At 72.6% G+C, this 17,782-nt stretch carries 20 protein-coding genes and 1 riboswitch; of the genes, 19 read left to right on the top strand and 1 reads right to left on the bottom strand.

Annotated features, from left to right (window positions below):
* The 9 genes from gmk to ABD295_RS08480 all read left to right on the top strand — a co-directional run bounded on the left by gmk (window position 1) and on the right by ABD295_RS08480 (window position 9,111).
* On the top strand, window positions 1-549 hold the full coding sequence (gmk, locus tag ABD295_RS08520; RefSeq protein ID WP_344303264.1) for a guanylate kinase: 549 nt from the start codon (window positions 1-3) through the stop codon (window positions 547-549).
* A gap of 83 nt (window positions 550-632) precedes the next feature.
* A complete protein-coding gene (gene rpoZ / locus ABD295_RS08515; RefSeq protein ID WP_344303263.1) occupies window positions 633-962 on the top strand; it encodes a DNA-directed RNA polymerase subunit omega in 330 nt (109 codons plus the stop codon).
* 18 nt (window positions 963-980) lie between these two features.
* Window positions 981-2,228, top strand: a complete 1,248-nt coding sequence (coaBC, locus tag ABD295_RS08510; RefSeq protein ID WP_344303262.1) for a bifunctional phosphopantothenoylcysteine decarboxylase/phosphopantothenate--cysteine ligase CoaBC — start codon at window positions 981-983, stop codon at window positions 2,226-2,228.
* A gap of 155 nt (window positions 2,229-2,383) precedes the next feature.
* The gene (metK, locus tag ABD295_RS08505; RefSeq protein WP_344303261.1) at window positions 2,384-3,577 is read left to right on the top strand and encodes a methionine adenosyltransferase; all 1,194 of its coding nucleotides are present in this window, start codon (window positions 2,384-2,386) and stop codon (window positions 3,575-3,577) included.
* 39 nt (window positions 3,578-3,616) lie between these two features.
* Window positions 3,617-5,665 (top strand): primosomal protein N', encoded by a 2,049-nt coding sequence (locus ABD295_RS08500; RefSeq protein ID WP_344303260.1) that lies wholly within the window; start codon window positions 3,617-3,619, stop codon window positions 5,663-5,665.
* A gap of 103 nt (window positions 5,666-5,768) precedes the next feature.
* Window positions 5,769-6,314: a peptide deformylase gene (gene def / locus ABD295_RS08495; protein WP_344303259.1), complete on the top strand. Its 546-nt coding sequence runs from the start codon at window positions 5,769-5,771 to the stop codon at window positions 6,312-6,314.
* Complete coding sequence (fmt, locus tag ABD295_RS08490) at window positions 6,314-7,246, top strand: methionyl-tRNA formyltransferase (RefSeq protein ID WP_344303258.1); 933 nt, start codon at window positions 6,314-6,316, stop codon at window positions 7,244-7,246. Before def ends, fmt begins: the two co-directional genes overlap by 1 nt.
* 3 nt (window positions 7,247-7,249) lie before the next feature.
* Window positions 7,250-7,699 (top strand): MmcQ/YjbR family DNA-binding protein, encoded by a 450-nt coding sequence (locus ABD295_RS08485; RefSeq protein ID WP_344303257.1) that lies wholly within the window; start codon window positions 7,250-7,252, stop codon window positions 7,697-7,699.
* A 2-nt stretch (window positions 7,700-7,701) separates the two neighbouring features.
* Window positions 7,702-9,111, top strand: coding sequence for an RsmB/NOP family class I SAM-dependent RNA methyltransferase (locus tag ABD295_RS08480; protein WP_344303256.1), 1,410 nt, complete (start codon window positions 7,702-7,704; stop codon window positions 9,109-9,111).
* Here the strand turns inward: ABD295_RS08480 and ABD295_RS08475 are convergent.
* The gene (locus ABD295_RS08475; protein WP_344303255.1) at window positions 9,050-9,481 is read right to left on the bottom strand and encodes a VOC family protein; all 432 of its coding nucleotides are present in this window, start codon (window positions 9,479-9,481) and stop codon (window positions 9,050-9,052) included. The two genes, ABD295_RS08480 and ABD295_RS08475, sit on opposite strands and share 62 nt — an antisense overlap.
* 307 nt (window positions 9,482-9,788) lie before the next feature.
* On the opposite strand from ABD295_RS08475, the gene ligD reads away from it, so the two are divergent.
* The 10 genes from ligD to ABD295_RS08425 all read left to right on the top strand — a co-directional run bounded on the left by ligD (window position 9,789) and on the right by ABD295_RS08425 (window position 17,781).
* Window positions 9,789-10,787, top strand: coding sequence for a non-homologous end-joining DNA ligase (ligD, locus tag ABD295_RS08470; protein ID WP_344303253.1), 999 nt, complete (start codon window positions 9,789-9,791; stop codon window positions 10,785-10,787).
* Between the two features lie 21 nt (window positions 10,788-10,808).
* Complete coding sequence (locus ABD295_RS08465) at window positions 10,809-11,621, top strand: hypothetical protein (protein ID WP_344303252.1); 813 nt, start codon at window positions 10,809-10,811, stop codon at window positions 11,619-11,621.
* Between the two features lie 10 nt (window positions 11,622-11,631).
* Window positions 11,632-12,294 carry a ribulose-phosphate 3-epimerase gene (rpe, locus tag ABD295_RS08460; RefSeq protein WP_344303251.1) on the top strand — a complete coding sequence of 221 codons (663 nt, stop codon included), beginning with the start codon at window positions 11,632-11,634 and terminating at the stop codon, window positions 12,292-12,294.
* 152 nt (window positions 12,295-12,446) lie between these two features.
* Window positions 12,447-12,576, top strand: a riboswitch (FMN riboswitch).
* Window positions 12,577-12,676: 100 nt separating this feature from the next.
* Window positions 12,677-13,729, top strand: a complete 1,053-nt coding sequence (gene ribD, locus ABD295_RS08455; protein WP_344303250.1) for a bifunctional diaminohydroxyphosphoribosylaminopyrimidine deaminase/5-amino-6-(5-phosphoribosylamino)uracil reductase RibD — start codon at window positions 12,677-12,679, stop codon at window positions 13,727-13,729.
* Entirely contained in the window at window positions 13,729-14,394 is a 666-nt protein-coding gene (locus ABD295_RS08450) for a riboflavin synthase (RefSeq protein ID WP_344303249.1), read from the top strand. The genes ribD and ABD295_RS08450 overlap by 1 nt, the downstream gene beginning before the upstream one ends.
* The gene (locus ABD295_RS08445; RefSeq protein WP_344303248.1) at window positions 14,387-15,712 is read left to right on the top strand and encodes a bifunctional 3,4-dihydroxy-2-butanone-4-phosphate synthase/GTP cyclohydrolase II; all 1,326 of its coding nucleotides are present in this window, start codon (window positions 14,387-14,389) and stop codon (window positions 15,710-15,712) included. Before ABD295_RS08450 ends, ABD295_RS08445 begins: the two co-directional genes overlap by 8 nt.
* Window positions 15,709-16,194: a 6,7-dimethyl-8-ribityllumazine synthase gene (gene ribH, locus ABD295_RS08440; protein ID WP_344303247.1), complete on the top strand. Its 486-nt coding sequence runs from the start codon at window positions 15,709-15,711 to the stop codon at window positions 16,192-16,194. Before ABD295_RS08445 ends, ribH begins: the two co-directional genes overlap by 4 nt.
* An 11-nt stretch (window positions 16,195-16,205) precedes the next feature.
* Window positions 16,206-16,469, top strand: a complete 264-nt coding sequence (locus tag ABD295_RS08435; RefSeq protein ID WP_344303246.1) for a phosphoribosyl-ATP diphosphatase — start codon at window positions 16,206-16,208, stop codon at window positions 16,467-16,469.
* Window positions 16,470-16,484: 15 nt separating this feature from the next.
* A complete protein-coding gene (gene hisG, locus ABD295_RS08430) occupies window positions 16,485-17,351 on the top strand; it encodes an ATP phosphoribosyltransferase (protein ID WP_344303245.1) in 867 nt (288 codons plus the stop codon).
* A 4-nt stretch (window positions 17,352-17,355) separates the two neighbouring features.
* Window positions 17,356-17,781, top strand: a complete 426-nt coding sequence (locus ABD295_RS08425; protein ID WP_344303244.1) for a PH domain-containing protein — start codon at window positions 17,356-17,358, stop codon at window positions 17,779-17,781.
* Window position 17,782: the final 1 nt, after the last annotated feature.

Here is a 17,782-nt window from a genome sequence, read left to right as displayed (position 1 = left end):
TTGACCGTCCTCGCCGGACCGACCGCGGTCGGCAAGGGCACCGTCGCCGCCGCCGTGCGCGAGCGGCACCCCGAGGTCTGGATCTCGGTGTCGGCGACCACCCGTCGCCCCCGGCCCGGTGAGGTGGACGGTCAGCACTACCACTTCGTCTCCGAGGCGGAGTTCGACGAGATGGTGGCCACGGGCGCGCTGCTCGAGTGGGCGGTCGTGCACGGTGCCGCGCGTTACGGCACGCCTCGTCGGCCCGTCGAGGAGGCGCTCGCCGCCGGGCGCCCCTCGTTGCTGGAGATCGACCTGCAGGGCGCGCGGCAGGTCCGCGAGTCGATGCCGGGAGCGCTCTTCGTCTTCTTGGCACCCCCGTCGTGGGACGAGCTGGTCCGGCGGCTGGTCGGGCGGGGCACCGAGTCCGCGGACGAGCGGCAGCGCCGCCTGGACACCGCAGTGGCCGAGCTGGCCGCCGAGGCGGAGTTCGACGTGACCATCGTCAATCGTGAAGTTCACGAGGCTGCGGAGGAGTTGGTAGGCTTGATGACTGGACACCCGGCCTGACCTGCGCCGATTTCGCTGCGCACGACCCGGCGCGCCGCCGTCCTGATCGTCCGACCACTCTCCAGACCCTGTGAGGCCTCCTCTTGTCTGCTCCGAACATCGCCGCCGAGGGCGTCACCAACCCCTCGATCGACGACCTGCTCACCAAGACCGACAGCAAGTACAAGCTGGTCCTCTACAGCGCCAAGCGCGCTCGCCAGATCAACGCCTACTACTCGCAGCTGGGCGAGGGCCTGCTGGAGTACGTCGGCCCGTTGGTCGACACCCACGTCCAGGAGAAGCCGCTCTCGATCGCGCTGCGCGAGATCAACGAGGACCTCCTCACCTGCGAGGACGTCGACCCGGCCGAGCTGGCCGCCGAGGAGGAGGCCCGCAAGGCCGCCGCCGAAGCGTCCTTCAAGTCCGGCGAGTGATCTGACGCCGCCGCGCCCATGAGCGAGGACCAGGCGACGGCCGTGCCCTCCGGGGCGCGGCCGCGCGTCGTCCTGGGTGTCGGTGGCGGCATCGCGGCCTACAAGGCCTGCGAGCTGCTGCGACGCCTGACCGAGTCCGGCCACGACGTGCGTGTCGTGCCGACCGCGGCGGCGCTGCGCTTCGTGGGGGCGCCGACCTGGGCTGCCCTGTCCGGCCAGCCGGTCCACGACGACGTCTGGAGCGACGTCCACGAGGTGCCGCACGTGCGGATCGGTCAGAGCGCCGACGTCGTCGTGGTCGTGCCGGCCACCGCCGACCTGCTGGCCAAGGCCGCGCACGGTCTCGCCGACGACCTGCTCACCAACACCTTGCTGACCGCGCGCTGCCCGGTGGTGCTGGCGCCGGCCATGCACACCGAGATGTGGGAGCACGCCGCCACCCGGGCCAACGTGCGCACCCTGCGCGAGCGCGGCGTGCTCGTCGTCGAGCCCGCCGAGGGCCGGCTCACCGGCGCCGACACCGGCAAGGGGCGGCTGCCCGAGCCGGAGCAGATCTTCGAGGTGGTGCGCGAGGTGCTGACATCGGCCGGCCGCGCTCACGACCTCGCCGGCCGGCACGTCGTCGTCTCGGCCGGTGGGACCCGCGAGCCGCTCGACCCGGTGCGCTTCCTCGGCAACCGGTCGTCGGGGCGCCAGGGCTACGCCCTGGCCCAGGCGGCGGCCGCGCGCGGCGCCCAGGTCACCCTCGTCGCCGCCAACGTCACGCTGGCCGACCCCGCCGGGGTGAAGGTCGTCCACGTCGAGACCACCGCCCAGCTGCGCGACGAGGTCGTCGCCGCTGCCGGGTCCGCCGACGCGGTCGTGATGGCCGCGGCCCCCGCGGACTTCCGGCCGGTCTCGGTGAGCAGTGCCAAGATCAAGAAGGCAGGCGACGGGTCCGCGGCGCCGATCGAGCTGGTGCAGAACCCCGACATCCTGGCCGAGATCTCCCACGACCGGCTTCGGTCGGGGCAGGTCGTGGTCGGCTTCGCCGCGGAGACCGGCGACGCGACGGGGTCGGTGCTCGACCTGGGGCGGGCCAAGCTGGCCCGCAAGGGCTGCGACCTCCTGGTGGTCAACGACGTGGCCGGCGGCGCGGTCTTCGGGGCGGAGGACAACGAGGCCGTCATCCTGGCTGCGTCCGGGATGGCCGTCGAGGTGCCCCGCGGCTCCAAGACCGCGCTGGCGCACGCGATCTGGGACCAGGTCGTCGCACGGCTCGGCTGAGCGGCGCCGCTCTCCGCTCAGGGGGAGTCCTGATTCGTCCGATGAGACCCGAGTCCCGCATGCTGGTCCGCGAGTAACCTGAGCGGTCGCCACCCGCCCGCCACGTGCGGGCCAGGCGACGTACGACCGAACCAGACCGAACGGGAGCAGCAACTGTGGGCGGACGCCTCTTCACCTCCGAGTCCGTGACCGAGGGTCACCCCGACAAGATCGCCGACCAGATCAGCGACTCGGTCCTGGACGCGATGCTCGAGCAGGACCCGCACAGCCGGGTGGCCGTCGAGACGCTGCTGACCACGGGCCTGGTCGTCGTGGCCGGCGAGGTCACCACCACGGGTTACGTCGACATCAAGCAGACGGTGCGCGACCGGATCCTCGCCATCGGCTACGACTCGTCGGAGAAGGGCTTCGACGGCGCGTCGTGCGGCGTCATGGTCGCGATCGGCGGCCAGTCCGGCGACATCGCGCAGGGCGTCGACACCGGCCACGAGAGCCGCACCGGCTCGGTGGACGCCTTGGACAAGCAGGGTGCCGGAGACCAGGGCCTGATGTTCGGCTACGCGTGCGACGACACCGACGTGCTGATGCCGCTGCCGATCGTGATCGCGCAGCGGCTGGCCGAGCGCCTCTCGGAGGTGCGCAAGGACGGCACGCTCGACTACCTCCGTCCCGACGGCAAGACCCAGGTCACCATCGAGTACGACGCCGACAATCGTCCGGTGCGCGTCGACACCGTCGTGCTGTCGACCCAGCACGCCGAGGAGATCGACCTGGTCACCACGCTCGAGCCCGACATCAAGAAGCACGTGATCGACCCCGTGCTCGCGTCCTTCTCGCTGCCGTCGGAGGGCTACCGCCTCCTCGTCAACCCGACCGGTCGGTTCGTCGTCGGCGGCCCCATGGGCGACGCCGGGCTCACCGGCCGCAAGATCATCGTCGACACCTACGGCGGGATGGCCCGCCACGGCGGCGGCGCCTTCTCGGGCAAGGACCCGTCCAAGGTGGACCGCTCGGCGGCGTACGCCATGCGTTGGGTGGCCAAGAACGTCGTCGCCGCCGGCCTGGCCCGGCGCTGCGAGGCGCAGGTCGCCTACGCGATCGGCAAGGCCCAGCCGGTCGGTGTCTTCATCGAGACCTTCGGCACCGGCACCGTCCCGGACGAGAAGATCCAGGAGGCCGTGCTCGAGGTCTTCGACCTCCGGCCGGCCGCGATCATCCAGGACCTCGACCTGCTGCGGCCCATCTACGCCAAGTCCGCGGCGTACGGCCACTTCGGTCGCGAGCTGCCCGAGTTCACCTGGGAGCGCACCGACCGCGTCGACGCCCTGAGGGCGGCAGCCGGGGTCTGACCCCGCAGGTCGTCGGTGGCCGCTGGTAGAACAGCCGCGATGACCGACGAGCCCCAGGAGCAGCTGCCCGGCCTGAGGGCGACCGTCAAGGACGCGCAGGCCAAGGCGGCGGCGACCCGTCGCCGCAAGGTCTCCGAGGCAGACCCGGCCGCGGTCGACCCGGTGGCCCGGGTGCTGGTCGACGTGCCGCTCGCCCACCTCGACAGACCCTTCGACTACCTCGTGCCGGCCAAGCTCGCCGACGCGGTGGTGCCCGGCAGCCGGGTGAAGGTGCGCTTCGCCGGACAGGACGTCGACGCCTACGTCGTCGAGCGCGCGGCCACCAGCGACCACCCCGGTCAGCTCACGCTGCTGCGCCGCTCGGTGAGCTCCGAGCCGGTCCTCGCGCCGGAGATCGTGGAGCTGAGCGGCGCGCTCGCGCAGCGGTACGCCGGCAGTCGAGCCGACGTGCTGCGGCTGGCCGTCCCGCCGCGCCACGCGAAGACCGAGGCCGAGGAGCAGCCGCAAGCGCCGGCAGCCGTGCCGCGGACGGATGTCGATGTCGCCAGGGCCGCCAGGGCCGCCCGGGCCGCCTGGGCAGACCACGACCACGCCATGGCCTTCCTGGGCCACCTGTCGACCGGCGGCGCGCCCCGTGCCGTCTGGTCGGCGGCGCCGGGGTCGGACTGGCCGCTGATGGTCGCGCACGCGGTCGCCGCCGTGGTCGCGAGCGGCCGGGGAGCAGTGGTCTGCGTGCCCGACCGCCGTGACGTCGACCAGGTGTCGCGGGCCCTGGGTGAGGTCCTCGGCGACGGCCAGCACCTCACGCTCACCGCCGACGAGGGACCTGCCGAGCGCTACCGGCGCTTCCTCGCGGTCAGCCGGGGCGCCGTCAGGGTCGTGGTCGGCACCCGTTCGGCGTCGTTCGCGCCCGTTCACGACCTCGGCCTGGTGGTCTGCTGGGACGACGGCGACGACCTGCACGCCGAGCCCCGTGCGCCCTACCCCCACACCCGCGAGACCCTGCTCCTCCGGGCCGCCCAGCAGGGCACGGCGGTGCTGCTCGGCGGCTTCGCGCGCTCGGCAGAGGCCCACTACCTCGTCCGCACGGGCTGGGCGCACGAGATCGCCGCCGCGCGCGCCACGCTGCGCGAGCGGGTCGCCGTGGCCGTCGCGGGGGCCGACAACCGCCGCGACCCGCACGCCGGCGCGGCGCGCATCCCCGCCGAGGTGCACCGTCTCGTGAAGGACGCCGTCGGGACCGGGCCGGTGCTGGTCCAGGTCCCTCGGGTCGGGTACGCCGCGTCGCTGGCCTGCGAGCGGTGCCGCGAGCCGGCCAGGTGTCGGGTCTGCTCGGGCCCCTTGGCCCTGCCCGCGCCCACGCGACCACTGGTCTGCCGCTGGTGCGGCACCGAGCAGCCCGACTGGGCGTGCTCGCAGTGCGGTCACCGCGGCCTCCGCGCTCCTGTGGTGGGCGACGCACGCACCGCCGAGGAGCTCGGCCGGGCGTTCCCCGCCGTGCGGGTGCGGTCCTCCAGCGGCGACAAGGTGGTCGCCACCGTGCCCGGCACCCCTGCCATCGTCGTCGCCACGCCTGGCGCGGAGCCGGTCGCCGAAGGCGGCTACGCCGCCGTCGTGGTCCTCGACACCTGGCTCACCCTGGCCCGCGCCGACCTGCGTACCGCCGAGGAGGCCGTACGCCGCTGGGCCGCCGCCATCGGCCTGGTCCGACCCGGTGGGCGAGCCGTCCTGGTGGGCGACCCGGCCCATCCCGCGCTCCAGGCCCTGGTGCGCTGGGACCCGGTGGGTTTCGCCGAGCGGGAGATCGCCGAGCGGCACGACGCCCACCTGCCGCCGGCGTCGCGCCTGGCCACGATCACCGGCGAACCCGGACCCGTCGACGACGCACTCACCCTGCTGGTCCCGCCGGACGGCGCCGAGGTGCTCGGCCCGGTGCCGGTCGACCGGGACGAGTCGCGGGTCATCGTGAGGGTCCCGCGCGCCCAGGGGGCCGCTCTGTCCGCTGCCCTGCTGGAGGTGCAGCGCGTGCGGTCGGCCCGCAAGCTCGACCCCGTCCGGATCCAGGTCGACCCGGTCGCGCTGGGTTAGCCCTCGCGACGCGTGAGCTCGGCCGCGCACGGGCGATGCTCGACTTGCCCGCGCTCGATGCCGGTCGCGGTGCAGCGATGAGACCCCTCCTAGACTCGGCGCCGTGCCCGTCGCTCCCATCCGCCTCTTCGGCGATCCGATCCTGCGCCGTCGCGCGGACGAGGTCATCGACTTCGACCGCGAGCTGCGCCGCCTCGTCGGGGACCTCACCGACACCATGCTCGACGCCCCTGGCGCGGGTCTGGCCGCACCGCAGATCGGCGTCGGGCTGCGGGTCTTCACCTGGAACGTCGACGGCGAGGTCGGGCACCTGGTGAACCCCACGCTCGAGCTGTCCGAGGAGGAGCAGGACGGCTTCGAGGGCTGCCTCTCGATCCCCGAGCTCGCCTTCGACTGCATCCGCGCGCTCTCGGTGGTCGCCCACGGGTTCGACCAGCATGGCGAGCCGTTGCGCATCGAGGGGTCGCAGAAGCTCGCGCGCGCGATCCAGCACGAGACCGACCACCTCGACGGTGTGCTCTTCGTGGACCGCCTCGACCCGGCCGGCCGCAAGGCCGCGATGAAGGCCATCCGCGAGTCCGAGTGGTTCGGGGTCGAGCGGCCGACGGTGAAGCTGTCGCCGCACGCGACCCGCGGCCTCGGCTTCTGATGAGGGTCGTCTTCGCCGGCACGCCCGAGGTGGCCCTGCCCTCCCTCGACGCGATCGCCGCGTCGGGGCACGAGCTCGTAGGCGTCGTCACGCGCCCCGACGCCCCCGCGGGCCGGGGCCGCTCGATGCAGCGCAGCCCGGTCGGGCGTCGCGCCGACGAGCTGGGACTCCCGGTGCTGACACCCGTCCACCCGCGTGACCCGGACTTCCAGGACGCCCTGCGTGCCCTGGCACCGGACTGCTGCCCCGTGGTGGCCTACGGCGCGCTGCTGCCCGCCGACGTGCTTGCCATCCCGCCGCACGGCTGGGTCAACCTGCACTTCTCCGCCCTGCCGGCTTGGCGCGGTGCCGCCCCTGTGCAGCACAGCATCTGGGCCGGTGACGAGGTCACCGGCGCGACCACGTTCCGGTTGGTCGAGGCGCTCGACGCCGGGCCGACGTACGGCGTGATGACCGAGCGGATCCGCGACGACGACACCGCCGGCGACCTGCTCGAACGGCTCGCGGAGGGCGGCGCCGGGCTCCTCGTCGCCACCCTCGACGGGATCGAGGACGGTTCGCTGGAGGCGCGGCCGCAGCAGCTCGAGGGGGTGTCGTTCGCCCCCAAGATCACCACCGACGATGCCCGGGTCGACTGGACACGACCTGCCGCGGTCGTCGACCGCCAGGTGCGGGCGTGCACGCCGTTCCCGGGGGCATGGACGACCTGGGGAGGCGAGCGTGTGAAGGTCGGCCCGTTGCGCGTGGACCTCGACGTCCCGGCGCTGCCGCCCGGCGAGCTCTCGGTCGGCAAGAACACCGTGCACGTCGGTACCGCGACCGATGCGGTGCGCCTCGGTGAGGTCAAGGCGTTCGGCAAGAAGCAGATGGCTGCGGCCGACTGGGCACGCGGTGTCCGGGTGGACGCCGGCGCGCGCTTCGGGGACGGTTGAGGGGTGCCCGCCCCGATGGCCAGCCCCGACGGTTCCCGCCCCGCCACGGCAGCAGACGTCGACGCGATCTGTGCGTCGCTGCCCGAGACCGAGCGCACGACCAGCTGGGGTGACGCCCCGACCTGGAAGGTGCCGGCAGGACCGAAGGCGAAAGGCTTCCTGCTCCACCGACCGCCGCACAAGAACGCCACCGATCCCACGACCGGTGAGCCCTACGACGACCTGCTGGTGATCACCACCCCGACCGAGGTCGAGAAGCGCGCGCTCGTCGACGACCCCGCGACGCCGTTCTTCACCATCGACCACTTCAACGGCTACAGCGCCGTCCTGGTCCAACGGTCGCGGCTCGGTGAGCTCACCGTCGACGAGCTGCGGGAGATCATCACCGAGGCCTGGGCCACCAAGGCCCCGAAACGTCTGGTCGCGGACTACTTCGGGGCCGGCGAGCGCTGATCGTGCCCCTCGACGTTGCACGGCAGGCGGCGTACGCCGTCCTCACGGCGGTGCGGGCCGACGGCGCCTACGCGAACCTCGCGCTGGCTGCCGAGCTCCGGGAGCGACGGCTGCCCCCTCGGGACGCGGCGTTCGTCACCGAGCTCGTCTCGGGCACGCTGCGCGGCCGGGGCACGTACGACGCCGTGCTGGCCGCCTGCGTGAAGCGTCCGCTCGACGACCTCGAGGCGGCGGTGCTCGACGTGCTGAGGCTGGGCGCGCATCAGCTGCTCTCCATGCGGGTGCCGGCGCACGCCGCGATCTCGACCTCGGTCGACCTGGTGCGTCGCGAGGTCGGCCACCGGCCCGCAGGCTTCGTGAACGGCGTGCTCCGGACCGTCTCGAAGCGCGACCGGGACGCGTGGATCGTCGAGGTGGCTCCCGACCCGGGGGCCGACCCCGACGGCTACCTGGCGGTCGCCCACAGCCATCCCCGTTGGGTGGTCGCGCTGCTGCGCGAGGCGGTCGGTGACGCCGAGGTCGAGGCACTGTTGCGGGCCGACAACGAGCCGCCTCGCGTCGTGCTCGCCTCCCGTCCCGGCCGCAGCGAGCCCGCCGAGCTGCCCGGGCAGCCGACCCGTTGGTCGCCGTACGGCGTCGTGCTGGGCGCGGGCGACCCCGGCGCCGTGCCCGCGGTCGCCGAGGGCCGGGCCGGGGTCCAGGACGAGGGCTCCCAGCTGGTGGGGCTCGCAGCCGCGTGGGCCGAGGTCGACGGACGCGACGAGCGGTGGCTCGACCTGTGCGCCGGTCCCGGCGGCAAGGCCGCTCTCCTGGCGGCCCTCGCGGCGGGACAAGGTGCCCGACTGCTCGCCAACGAACGGCTGCCGCACCGCGCAGCTCTCGTGGTGCGTCAGCTGATCGGCGCCGACGGGGTGCTGGGGGTGGTGGCCGGTGACGGCACCTGCCCGCCGTGGGCCGCGGGGTCCTTCGACCGGGCGCTGGTCGACGCGCCCTGCACCGGCCTGGGGGCGCTGCGCCGACGCCCGGAGGCCCGCTGGCGGCGTACCCCGTCCGACCTCGACGACCTCGTACCCCTCCAGCAGGCCCTGCTGTCCTCGGCGCTGGACTCCGTGCGGCCTGGGGGAGCCGTGGTCTACGCGACCTGCTCACCGGTCCTCGCAGAGACGGCCGGCGTCGTGCGCGCCGTCCTGGAGGTGCGAGCCGACGCCGAGCTCGACGACGCGCGGGCCCTGCTCGCCGAGGTGCCCGACTGCGACGGACCGATGCCCGGCACGGTCCAGCTGTGGCCGCACCGGCACGGCACCGACGCGATGTTCATCGCGCTGCTGCGGCGTACCGCCTTGCGGGGCCCTAGCTCGCGGGCCAGCGGGCCGCCCGGATCTCTTCGAGGTGGGCGAGCTGAGCCGGGGTGAGCGGCTCGAGCACGCAGAACACGTTGCCCTCCGGGTCCGCCATCACCACCCAGCCCTCCTCGCCGGTCTGGCCCACGTCGGCCCGGGTGGCTCCCAGCGTCTCAAGGCGAGTGACCTCGGCGGCCTGGCCCGGCTCGGCGTCCGGCCGAAGGTCGAGGTGGAGCCGGTTCTTGCCCGCCCGCTCGTCGGGGACGCGGAGGAACAGCAGGTCCGGGACGACGCCGTCCTCGAGCGAGTGCTCGGGCGGCTCGAGGGCCACCTCGTCGGGGGTGTCGTGGGTACGCCGCCAGCCGAGCGCCTCCTGCCAGAAGGTCGCCAGGCGGTCAGGGTCGGCCGCGTCGATGTCGAGGCACTGGATGCTCAGGGTCATGCCGCCACCCTCTCCCGACACTTGCGGTTTGGTCACCAACCGCAGATTTCCGGGGGCGATTCCTGCGGTTGGTGACCAAACCGCAAGTGTCGGGACGACTGAACGGAGACCATCGGTCCGGTCAGTCGTCGCGCAGGTGCCTGCTGCCGGTCGAGCCGCGCTTCGGCGACAGTCCGTACGCCGCGGCCGCGCGCCTGCCGGAGAGGTCCGCCTGCGCGCCCAGCTCGACGCGCAGCACACCGGCGGCTGGTCGAAGTCGATGGTGTCTGATCCGGGGCCGGGGGTCACGGCGGCTACGTTAGAGCGCGTGCCCGGTGCATCAGGCGGCAAGTCTCCCGCGGTGGAGATCGAGGTCGACAACAGAGTCGTCCGGATCTCCAACCCCGACCGGGTCTACTTCCCTGTCGAGCTCGGCGGCTCGGGCGCGACCAAGCTCGACCTGGTGCACTACTACCTCAGCGTCGGCGACGGCATCGTCAACGCGCTCTTCGAGCGGCCGTGCATGCTGCACCGCTTCCCGACCGGGTTGTCGGGGGAGAAGGTGCACCAGAAGCGCCTGCCGCGCGGCGCACCCGACTGGGTGGAGACCGTCCGACTGCACTTCCCGCGGTGGAACCGCACCGCCGACGAGCTCTGCGTCACCGAGCTGGGTGCGGTGATCTGGGCGGTCCAGATGTCGACCGTCGAGTTCCACCCGTGGAACAGCCGCCGTGAGGACCCCGAGAAGCCCGACGAGTGGCGCATCGACCTCGACCCGGGTCCGCTGTCGGACTGGGCGCAGGTACGTCGGGTCACCAAGGTGGCCCACGAGGTGCTCGACGAGCTCGGCGCGGTCGGCTTCCCCAAGACCAGCGGCGGCAGCGGCCTGCACGTCTACGTCCGGATCGAGCCCGACCACGGCCACAAGGTCGTGCGCCGAGCCGCGCTCGCCTTCGCGCGCGAGGTCGAGCGGCGCGCGCCCGACGACGTGACCACCGCGTGGTGGCGCAAGGACCGAGACCCGCACCACCTCTTCGTGGACTACAACCAGAACGCCCGCGACCACACCATCGCGGCGGCGTACTCCGTGCGCGGCTTCCCCGACGCCCGCGTCTCCGCGCCGGTGCGCTGGGACGAGGTCGACGACTGCGAGCCGCTCGACTTCACGATGCGCACGATGCCGGCGCGGTACGCCGAGATCGGCGATCTGCACCAGGACATCGACGGCCACGTCTTCGACATCGCGCCACTGCTCGAGTGGGCCGACCGCGACGAGGCCGACGGTGCCGAGACGCCCGAGGAGCCGGAAACGGCCCCGGACGGCTGAGCCGACGCCTACTGTGCGGCCGTGCGAGTCGACGACCCAGGACTGACCTACCGTCCCGCCACCGCGGAGGAGCTGACCGGCAATGCCGAGCTGTTCCCTGAGGTGGGGGCTGCGTTCGAGGCGCTGGGCTTCCGCCGGTCGGGTGGGGTGGTCGAGGACGTGACGCCCGCGACGATGGACGACCTGGTCTCGGGCTTCGAACCTCAGGCGCAAGCCGGGTTCCGACGCTGGACGCACGTGCCCTCGACCGCCCTGACCAGCCCTGACGGCGCGACGCTGGCCCTGGTCGGTTGGTTCTGGGACACCCCCGTGGTCGAGCTCGCCAGCATCCTCACCGACGGGCGTCCGGTGCTGACGCGGACACCGTGGCAGGTCGACCCGCCCTGGCCGATCGCGATCCAGCGGTACTGGAAGCACACCGACCGACCCACCGAGCAGCTGTTCGACGACGTGCCCGGCCGTTCGATCGAGATCGCTGACACCCAGGACCCGGCCGTCCTCTGGGAGGCGCATCAAGCGCACCTGGCCCGCGCCGGCGAGCCCGCGCCGGTCACCGTGGCCGTCTACTGCGCCATGCGCAACGTCGCGCACCGTGTCAACCTGCGCACCGCCGTGCGGATGAACCGACTGGCTTCCCTGCTGGTCATCGCCGCCGGCGTCCTCGCGTTCCTGGTGGCCGCGGTGGCCGGCGTGCTCCTCGACAACGGCTGGGCCGGGATCGGGATCGGGCTGGCGTGCCTGGTCGTGCTGCTCCCTGTCGCCAGCCGGCTCAGCTGGGTGGTGCGACACGTGCGGCGGTGGCGCGTGGCGTACCCAAGCCGTCAGGTCTCCTAGGCTTCGGCCCGTGGGCATCCAGATCACGCCGAGCATCCTCAACAGCGACTTCGCCGCCCTGGGCGCGGAGGTGCGGCGGATCCCCGGCGCCGACTGGCTCCACGTCGACGTGATGGACAACCACTTCGTGCCCAACCTGACCTTCGGGCTCGGCATGGTCGAGGCCCTGGCCGCCGCCAGCGAGCTGCCGGTCGACGCGCACCTCATGATCGAGGAGGCCGACCGGCACGCGCCGGCGTACGTCGAGGCCGGGGCGCGCAGTGTCACCTTCCACGTCGAGGCGGCCCGGGCGCCCGTGCGCCTGGCCCGCGAGATCCGCTCGGCCGGGGCCAGGGTGAGCATGGGCCTCAAGCCGGCGACCCCCATCGAGCCCTACGAGGACATGCTCCCCGAGCTCGACATGGTGCTCCTGATGACCGTTGAGCCGGGTTTCGGCGGGCAGTCCTTCCTCGACATCTGCCTGCCCAAGATCCGCCGCACTCGCGAGCTGGTGGCTCGTCACGGCCTCGAGACGTGGGTCCAGGTCGACGGCGGCATCTCGCTCGAGACGATCGGCCGCTGCGCCGAGGCCGGGGCCGACGTCTTCGTCGCCGGCTCGGCCGTCTACTCCGCCGACGACCCCGACGCGATGGTCGCCTCCCTGCGTGCGGCCGCGGAAGCTGCTGCCGGCTGAGTGTTGCGGTTTGGTCACCAACCGCAGGTTTTCGGCTCTCAGATCTGCGGTTGGCGACCAAACCGCAGGTCCTCGCCACGTCGCGAGAGGCAGGTCACGTTCCTCCGTGGGGCCTGCTGTGGCAGGCTTGTGCCTGTACGAGCAGACAATGCTCGCGTGCTCTGGGGGCGGTGAAAGTCCGCACCGGCGGTTAAAGTCCGCGACCCGGCCACCGCCAGTGGCCGGTTGACCAGGTGAAATTCCTGGACCGACGGTCAAAGTCCGGATGGGAAGTGCACGCAGGCGATGCCCGTCCGCCGACCGTTCGATCGAGTCCGGTCCGGCGACGCGGCCACCGTCGACGCCCCCGGGGTCCGTGAGCAGGACCAGGACGGGAGGCGAGATGGCGTTCTCCGACGCCGAGCGGGCGGCGATGCACCGCGCGCTCGAGCTCGCCGCGACGCCGGGCGTCCCCCTCGGGCCCAACCCCCGCGTCGGCTGCGTGCTCCTCGGTCCCGACGGCCTCGAGGTCGCCGAGGGGTTCCACAAGGGCGCCGGGAGCCCGCACGCCGAGGTCGCCGCGCTCGCCGAGGCCGGCGACGAGGCCCGCGGGACGACCGCCGTGGTCACCCTCGAGCCGTGCAACCACACCGGGCGCACGGGCCCCTGTGCCGAGGCGCTGGTCGCCGCCGGCGTACGCCGCGTCGTCTTCGCCCAGGCCGACACCAACCCGGTCGCCACGGGTGGAGGCGAGACGCTGCGGGTCGCTGGTGTCGAGGTCGAAGGGGGGCTGCTGGCGGACGAGGCGCGGGCGCTCAACCGCGCCTGGACCTTCGCGGTGGAGAACCGGCGGCCCTTCGTCACCTGGAAGTTCGCGACCACCCTCGACGGCCGCAGCGCAGCCGCCGACGGCACGTCGCGGTGGGTCTCCTCCCCGGCTGCCCGCCGCGACACCCACCGGCTGCGCGCGCTGTGCGACGCGATCCTCGTCGGCACCGCGACCATCGAGATCGACGACCCGCAGCTGACCGTCCGCGACGAGACCGACCAGCCGCTGCCCCGCCAGCTGCTCCGGGTGGTGATGGGGGAGCGGGACATCGCCGCAGACCGGCGGGTCCTCGACGGGGCGGCCGAGACCGTCCACCTCCGCACCCGCGACCCGCTCGCGGCTCTGACCACCCTCTTCGCGCGCGACGTCCAGCACGTCTTCCTCGAGGGCGGCCCCACCATCGCGGCCGCCTTCCTGAAGGCGGGGCTGGTCGACGAGGTGGTCGCGTACGTCGCCCCGATGCTGCTCGGCTCCGGCCGGTCGGCCGTCGGCGACCTCGGCATCGACACGATCGCCGATGCGTTCCACCTCGACGTCACCGACGTCACCGTGCTCGACGGCCATGACGGCAACGACACAGACGTCCGCATCACCCTCTCGCCCGCCCCAGCCCAGAGGAGGACCTGATGTTCACCGGCATCGTCGAGGAGCTCGGCGTCGTCAGCTCGATCGACGACCTCGGAGACTCGATCAGGCTGACGGTCGACGCGAGCACCGTGCTCGACGACGTCCACCTCGGCGACTCGATCGCGGTCAACGGCTGCTGCCTGACCGTCGTGTCGACCGAAGGCACGCCGGCGACCCGGTGGACCGCCGACGTGATGCAGGAGACGCTCGACAAGACGTCGTTGTTTGGGATCGGCCCGGGCGACCGCGTCAACCTCGAGCGCGCGGTGACCGCCGACAAGCGGATGGGCGGCCACCTCGTGCAGGGCCACGTGGACGCCGTCGGGCAGATCCGCGTTCGGACCCCCAGCGAGCACTGGGAGGTCGTCGAGATCGAGCTGCCCGCCGACCTGGCCAAGTACGTCGTCGACAAGGGGTCGATCACCGTCGACGGGGTGAGCCTGACAGTCGTCACCGTGGGCGACGACACCTTCACGGTCTCGCTGATCCCCGAGACCCTGGCCCGCACCACCCTCGGGTTCAAGCAGCCCGGTGACCTGGTCAACCTCGAGGTCGACGTCGTCGCCAAGCACGTCGAGAAGCTCGTCTCCCACTACCTCGGCGCCTTCGTGCCGCCATCCCACCTATCGCCAGCCCAGCACCACCCGGAGGAACCCCATGAGTGACAACCTGCGCCGCGACGACGTGCGCCCCGACAACGTGCGCCCCGACAACGTGCCCCTGGACACCGTCGAGCGCGCCATCGCCGAGATCGCGGCCGGCCGTCCCGTCGTGGTCGTCGACGACGAGGACCGCGAGAACGAAGGCGACCTGATCTTCGCGGCGTCCAAGGCGACCCCCGAGCTGATGGCGTTCACCATCCGCTACTCCAGCGGAGTGATCTGCGCACCGATGCCCCCGGCGATGCTCGACCGGCTCGAGATCCCGTTGATGACCCCGCACAACAAGGACAAGATGCGCACCGCCTTCACGATCTCGGTCGACGCGCGCGACGGCGTCACCACCGGCATCTCGGCCGCGGACCGCGCGCACACCGTCAAGGTGCTCGCCGACTCGGCGACCGAGTCGTGGGAGATCACCCGGCCCGGCCACGTCTTCCCGCTGCGCTACCACGAGGGCGGCGTCCTGGTCCGGCGTGGCCACACCGAGGCCGCCGTCGACCTGGCGACCCTCGCCGGGCTGACCCCGGTCGGCGTCCTCGTCGAGATCGTCAACGACGACGGCACGATGAAGCGCGGCCCCGAGCTGCGCGCGTTTGCCGACGAGCACGGCCTGGCGATGATCTCGATCGAGGACCTGGTCCGCTACCGCCGCCGCCACGAGCGGCACGCCGAGCGGGTCGCCGAGACCCGCCTGCCGACCAAGCACGGCGACTTCACGGCGTACGGCTATCGCATCAGCATCGATGACAGCGAGCACGTCGCCCTCGTGCACGGCGACGTCAGCGGTCCTGAGCCCGTCCTCACCCGCGTGCACAGCGAGTGCCTCACCGGAGACGTCTTCCACAGCTTCCGCTGCGACTGCGGCGCCCAGCTCGACGAGGCGCTCGAGCGCATCGTCGCGGAGGGCAGGGGTGTCGTGGTCTACCTCCGCGGGCACGAGGGCCGCGGGATCGGGCTGGTCGCCAAGCTGCAGGCCTACCAGCTCCAGGACGGTGGCCGCGACACCGTCGACGCCAACCTCGACCTCGGACTGCCCGCCGACGCCCGCCACTACGGCACCGCCACGCAGATCCTGCGCGACCTCGGCATCGGGTCGGTGCGCCTGATGACCAACAACCCCGACAAGACCCACGAGCTGGAGGTCTTCGGCGTGCCTGTCGCCGAGAGGGTGCCGCTCACTCCGCGGCCCAACGACCACAACATCGCCTACCTGCGCACCAAGCGCGACCGGATGGGGCACGTGATCGCGGGTCTCCCGGAAGCGGTCGTCGAGCCCCTGGTGGAGCCGGTGATCGAGACCCTGACGGGGAGCGAGCGGTGAGCGGCACGGGGGCGCCCGTCGCCCAGCCGGTCGACTCCCGTGACCTCAGGGTCGCTGTGGTCGCGGCCAGCTGGCACGTCGAGGTGATGGACGGGTTGCTGGCCGGCGCGGCCCGCGCGCTGAAGGACTTCCAGGTGTCCGAGCCCCTCGTCGTCCGGGTGCCGGGGAGCTTCGAGCTGCCGGTGGTCTGCTCGGCGCTGGCTCAGAGCGGGTACGACGCCGTGGTGGCTCTCGGCGTCGTCATCCGGGGCGGGACCCCTCATTTCGAGTACGTGTGCCAGGCGGCCACCGAGGGACTGACCCGGGTGGCGCTCGACCACACCGTCGCCGTGGGCAACGGCGTCCTCACCTGTGACACCGAGGAGCAGGCCCTCGACCGCGCCGGTCTCGATGGCTCCCACGAGGACAAGGGCTACGAGGCCACCGCCGCGGCGCTCGTCACCGCCCGGACACTGCGCTCGCTGCGCGGCAGCAGCGCCTAGGCTTGTCCAACGTGAAGACGTTCGAGGGGCTCTGGGCCGAGCTGAGCGAGAAGGCCGCCGCGCGGCCTGAGGGCTCCGGCACCGTACTGCTGCTCGAGGCGGGCACCCATGCCATCGGCAAGAAGCTGGTCGAGGAGGCCGCTGAGTCCTGGATGGCTGCCGAGCACGAGGGCCCCGAGCGGGCCGCTGAGGAGATCAGCCAGCTGCTCTACCACGCGCAGGTGCTGATGCTGGCCAACGGCATCGCCCTCCACGACGTCTATGCCCACCTCTGATCGAGGGACTCCTCCATGACCGAGCTTCCCCAGACCCCTCGCCTGCGGGTCGCCGTGCCCAACAAGGGCGCCCTGTCCCAAGCCGCCACCGAGATGCTGCGCGAGTCCGGCTACCGCCAGCGGCACTCCAACGTCGAGCTCCGGCTCGTCGACGCCGACAACGGCGTCGAGTTCTTCTACCTCCGTCCCCGCGACATCGCGCTGTACGTCGGCGAAGGCCAGCTCGACGTCGGCATCACCGGCCGCGACCTGCTCCGCGACAGCGGCGCGAAGGCCGAGGAGGTGCTGACGCTGGAGTTCGGCCGGGCGAGGTTCCGCTTCGCCGGGCCCACGGGACGGTTCTCCAGCCTCGATCAGCTGGCGGGCCAGCGGATCGCGACGTCGTACGACGGCATCGTGCGCGGCTTCCTCGAGGAGCGGGGCATCGACGCCACGGTGACCCGCCTCGACGGCGCGGTCGAGACCAGCATCCAGCTCGGTGTGGCCGACGTGATCGCCGACGTCGTCGAGACCGGCAGCACCTTGCGTGCGGCCGGCCTGGAGACCTTCGGTGAGGTGATCCTCGACTCCGAGGCGGTGCTCATCACGCGTGGCGGGATCGCGCCGGACGGGCTCGAGATCTTCCGTCGCCGACTGGAGGGCGTCCTCGTGGCGCGCAACTACGTGATGATGGACTACGACATCCCGACCGCCCAGGTGCCGGTGGCGGCGGCGCTCGCACCGGGCATCGAGAGCCCGACGGTCGCTCCGCTGCAGCGTGACGGCTGGAGCGCGGTGCGGGTGATGGTGCCGAGGGCCGGCGCGCACAAGATCATGGACGACCTCTACGAGCTCGGTGCCCGGGGCATCCTGCTCACCGACATCCATGCCTGCAGGCTCTGACCCGGTGTCTCTCCCACACACCTGGCGTCCGCTCGGCGTGCGGATGGCCTCGCTCATCTTTGGTGCCGGACTGCTGGCCATCTGCGCCATGGCGTGGGTGGGTCTCGACCAGGAGATCCGTGACGTCTTCACCGTCCCGCAGCGCCTCACCCTGTTGGGCTTGGGCCTGATGATCGTCGCGGCGCTGCACGCGCTCAGCAGGTCCCGAGTCACCGCGGAGGTCGACCGCGTCGTGGTGGTCAACGGCTACCGGCGCCGCGTCTTCGACCGGCACGCGGTCGTCGCGGTGTCGATGGGCCGGGGCGCGCCCTGGGCGACCCTGGACCTCGACGACGGATCGACGGTCCCGGTGATGGGCATCCAGGGTTCCGACGGCGACCGGGCCCGTGTGGCCGTGCGCGAGCTGCGCGCGGTCCTCGACGCGCCCTGAC

This window comes from Nocardioides bigeumensis (genome assembly GCF_039531755.1).
GTDB classification, from domain to species: Bacteria; Actinomycetota; Actinomycetes; order Propionibacteriales; family Nocardioidaceae; genus Nocardioides; species Nocardioides bigeumensis.
Note: the sequence above shows the minus strand (reverse complement) of the source record. Positions and strands in the feature narration are given on the sequence as shown.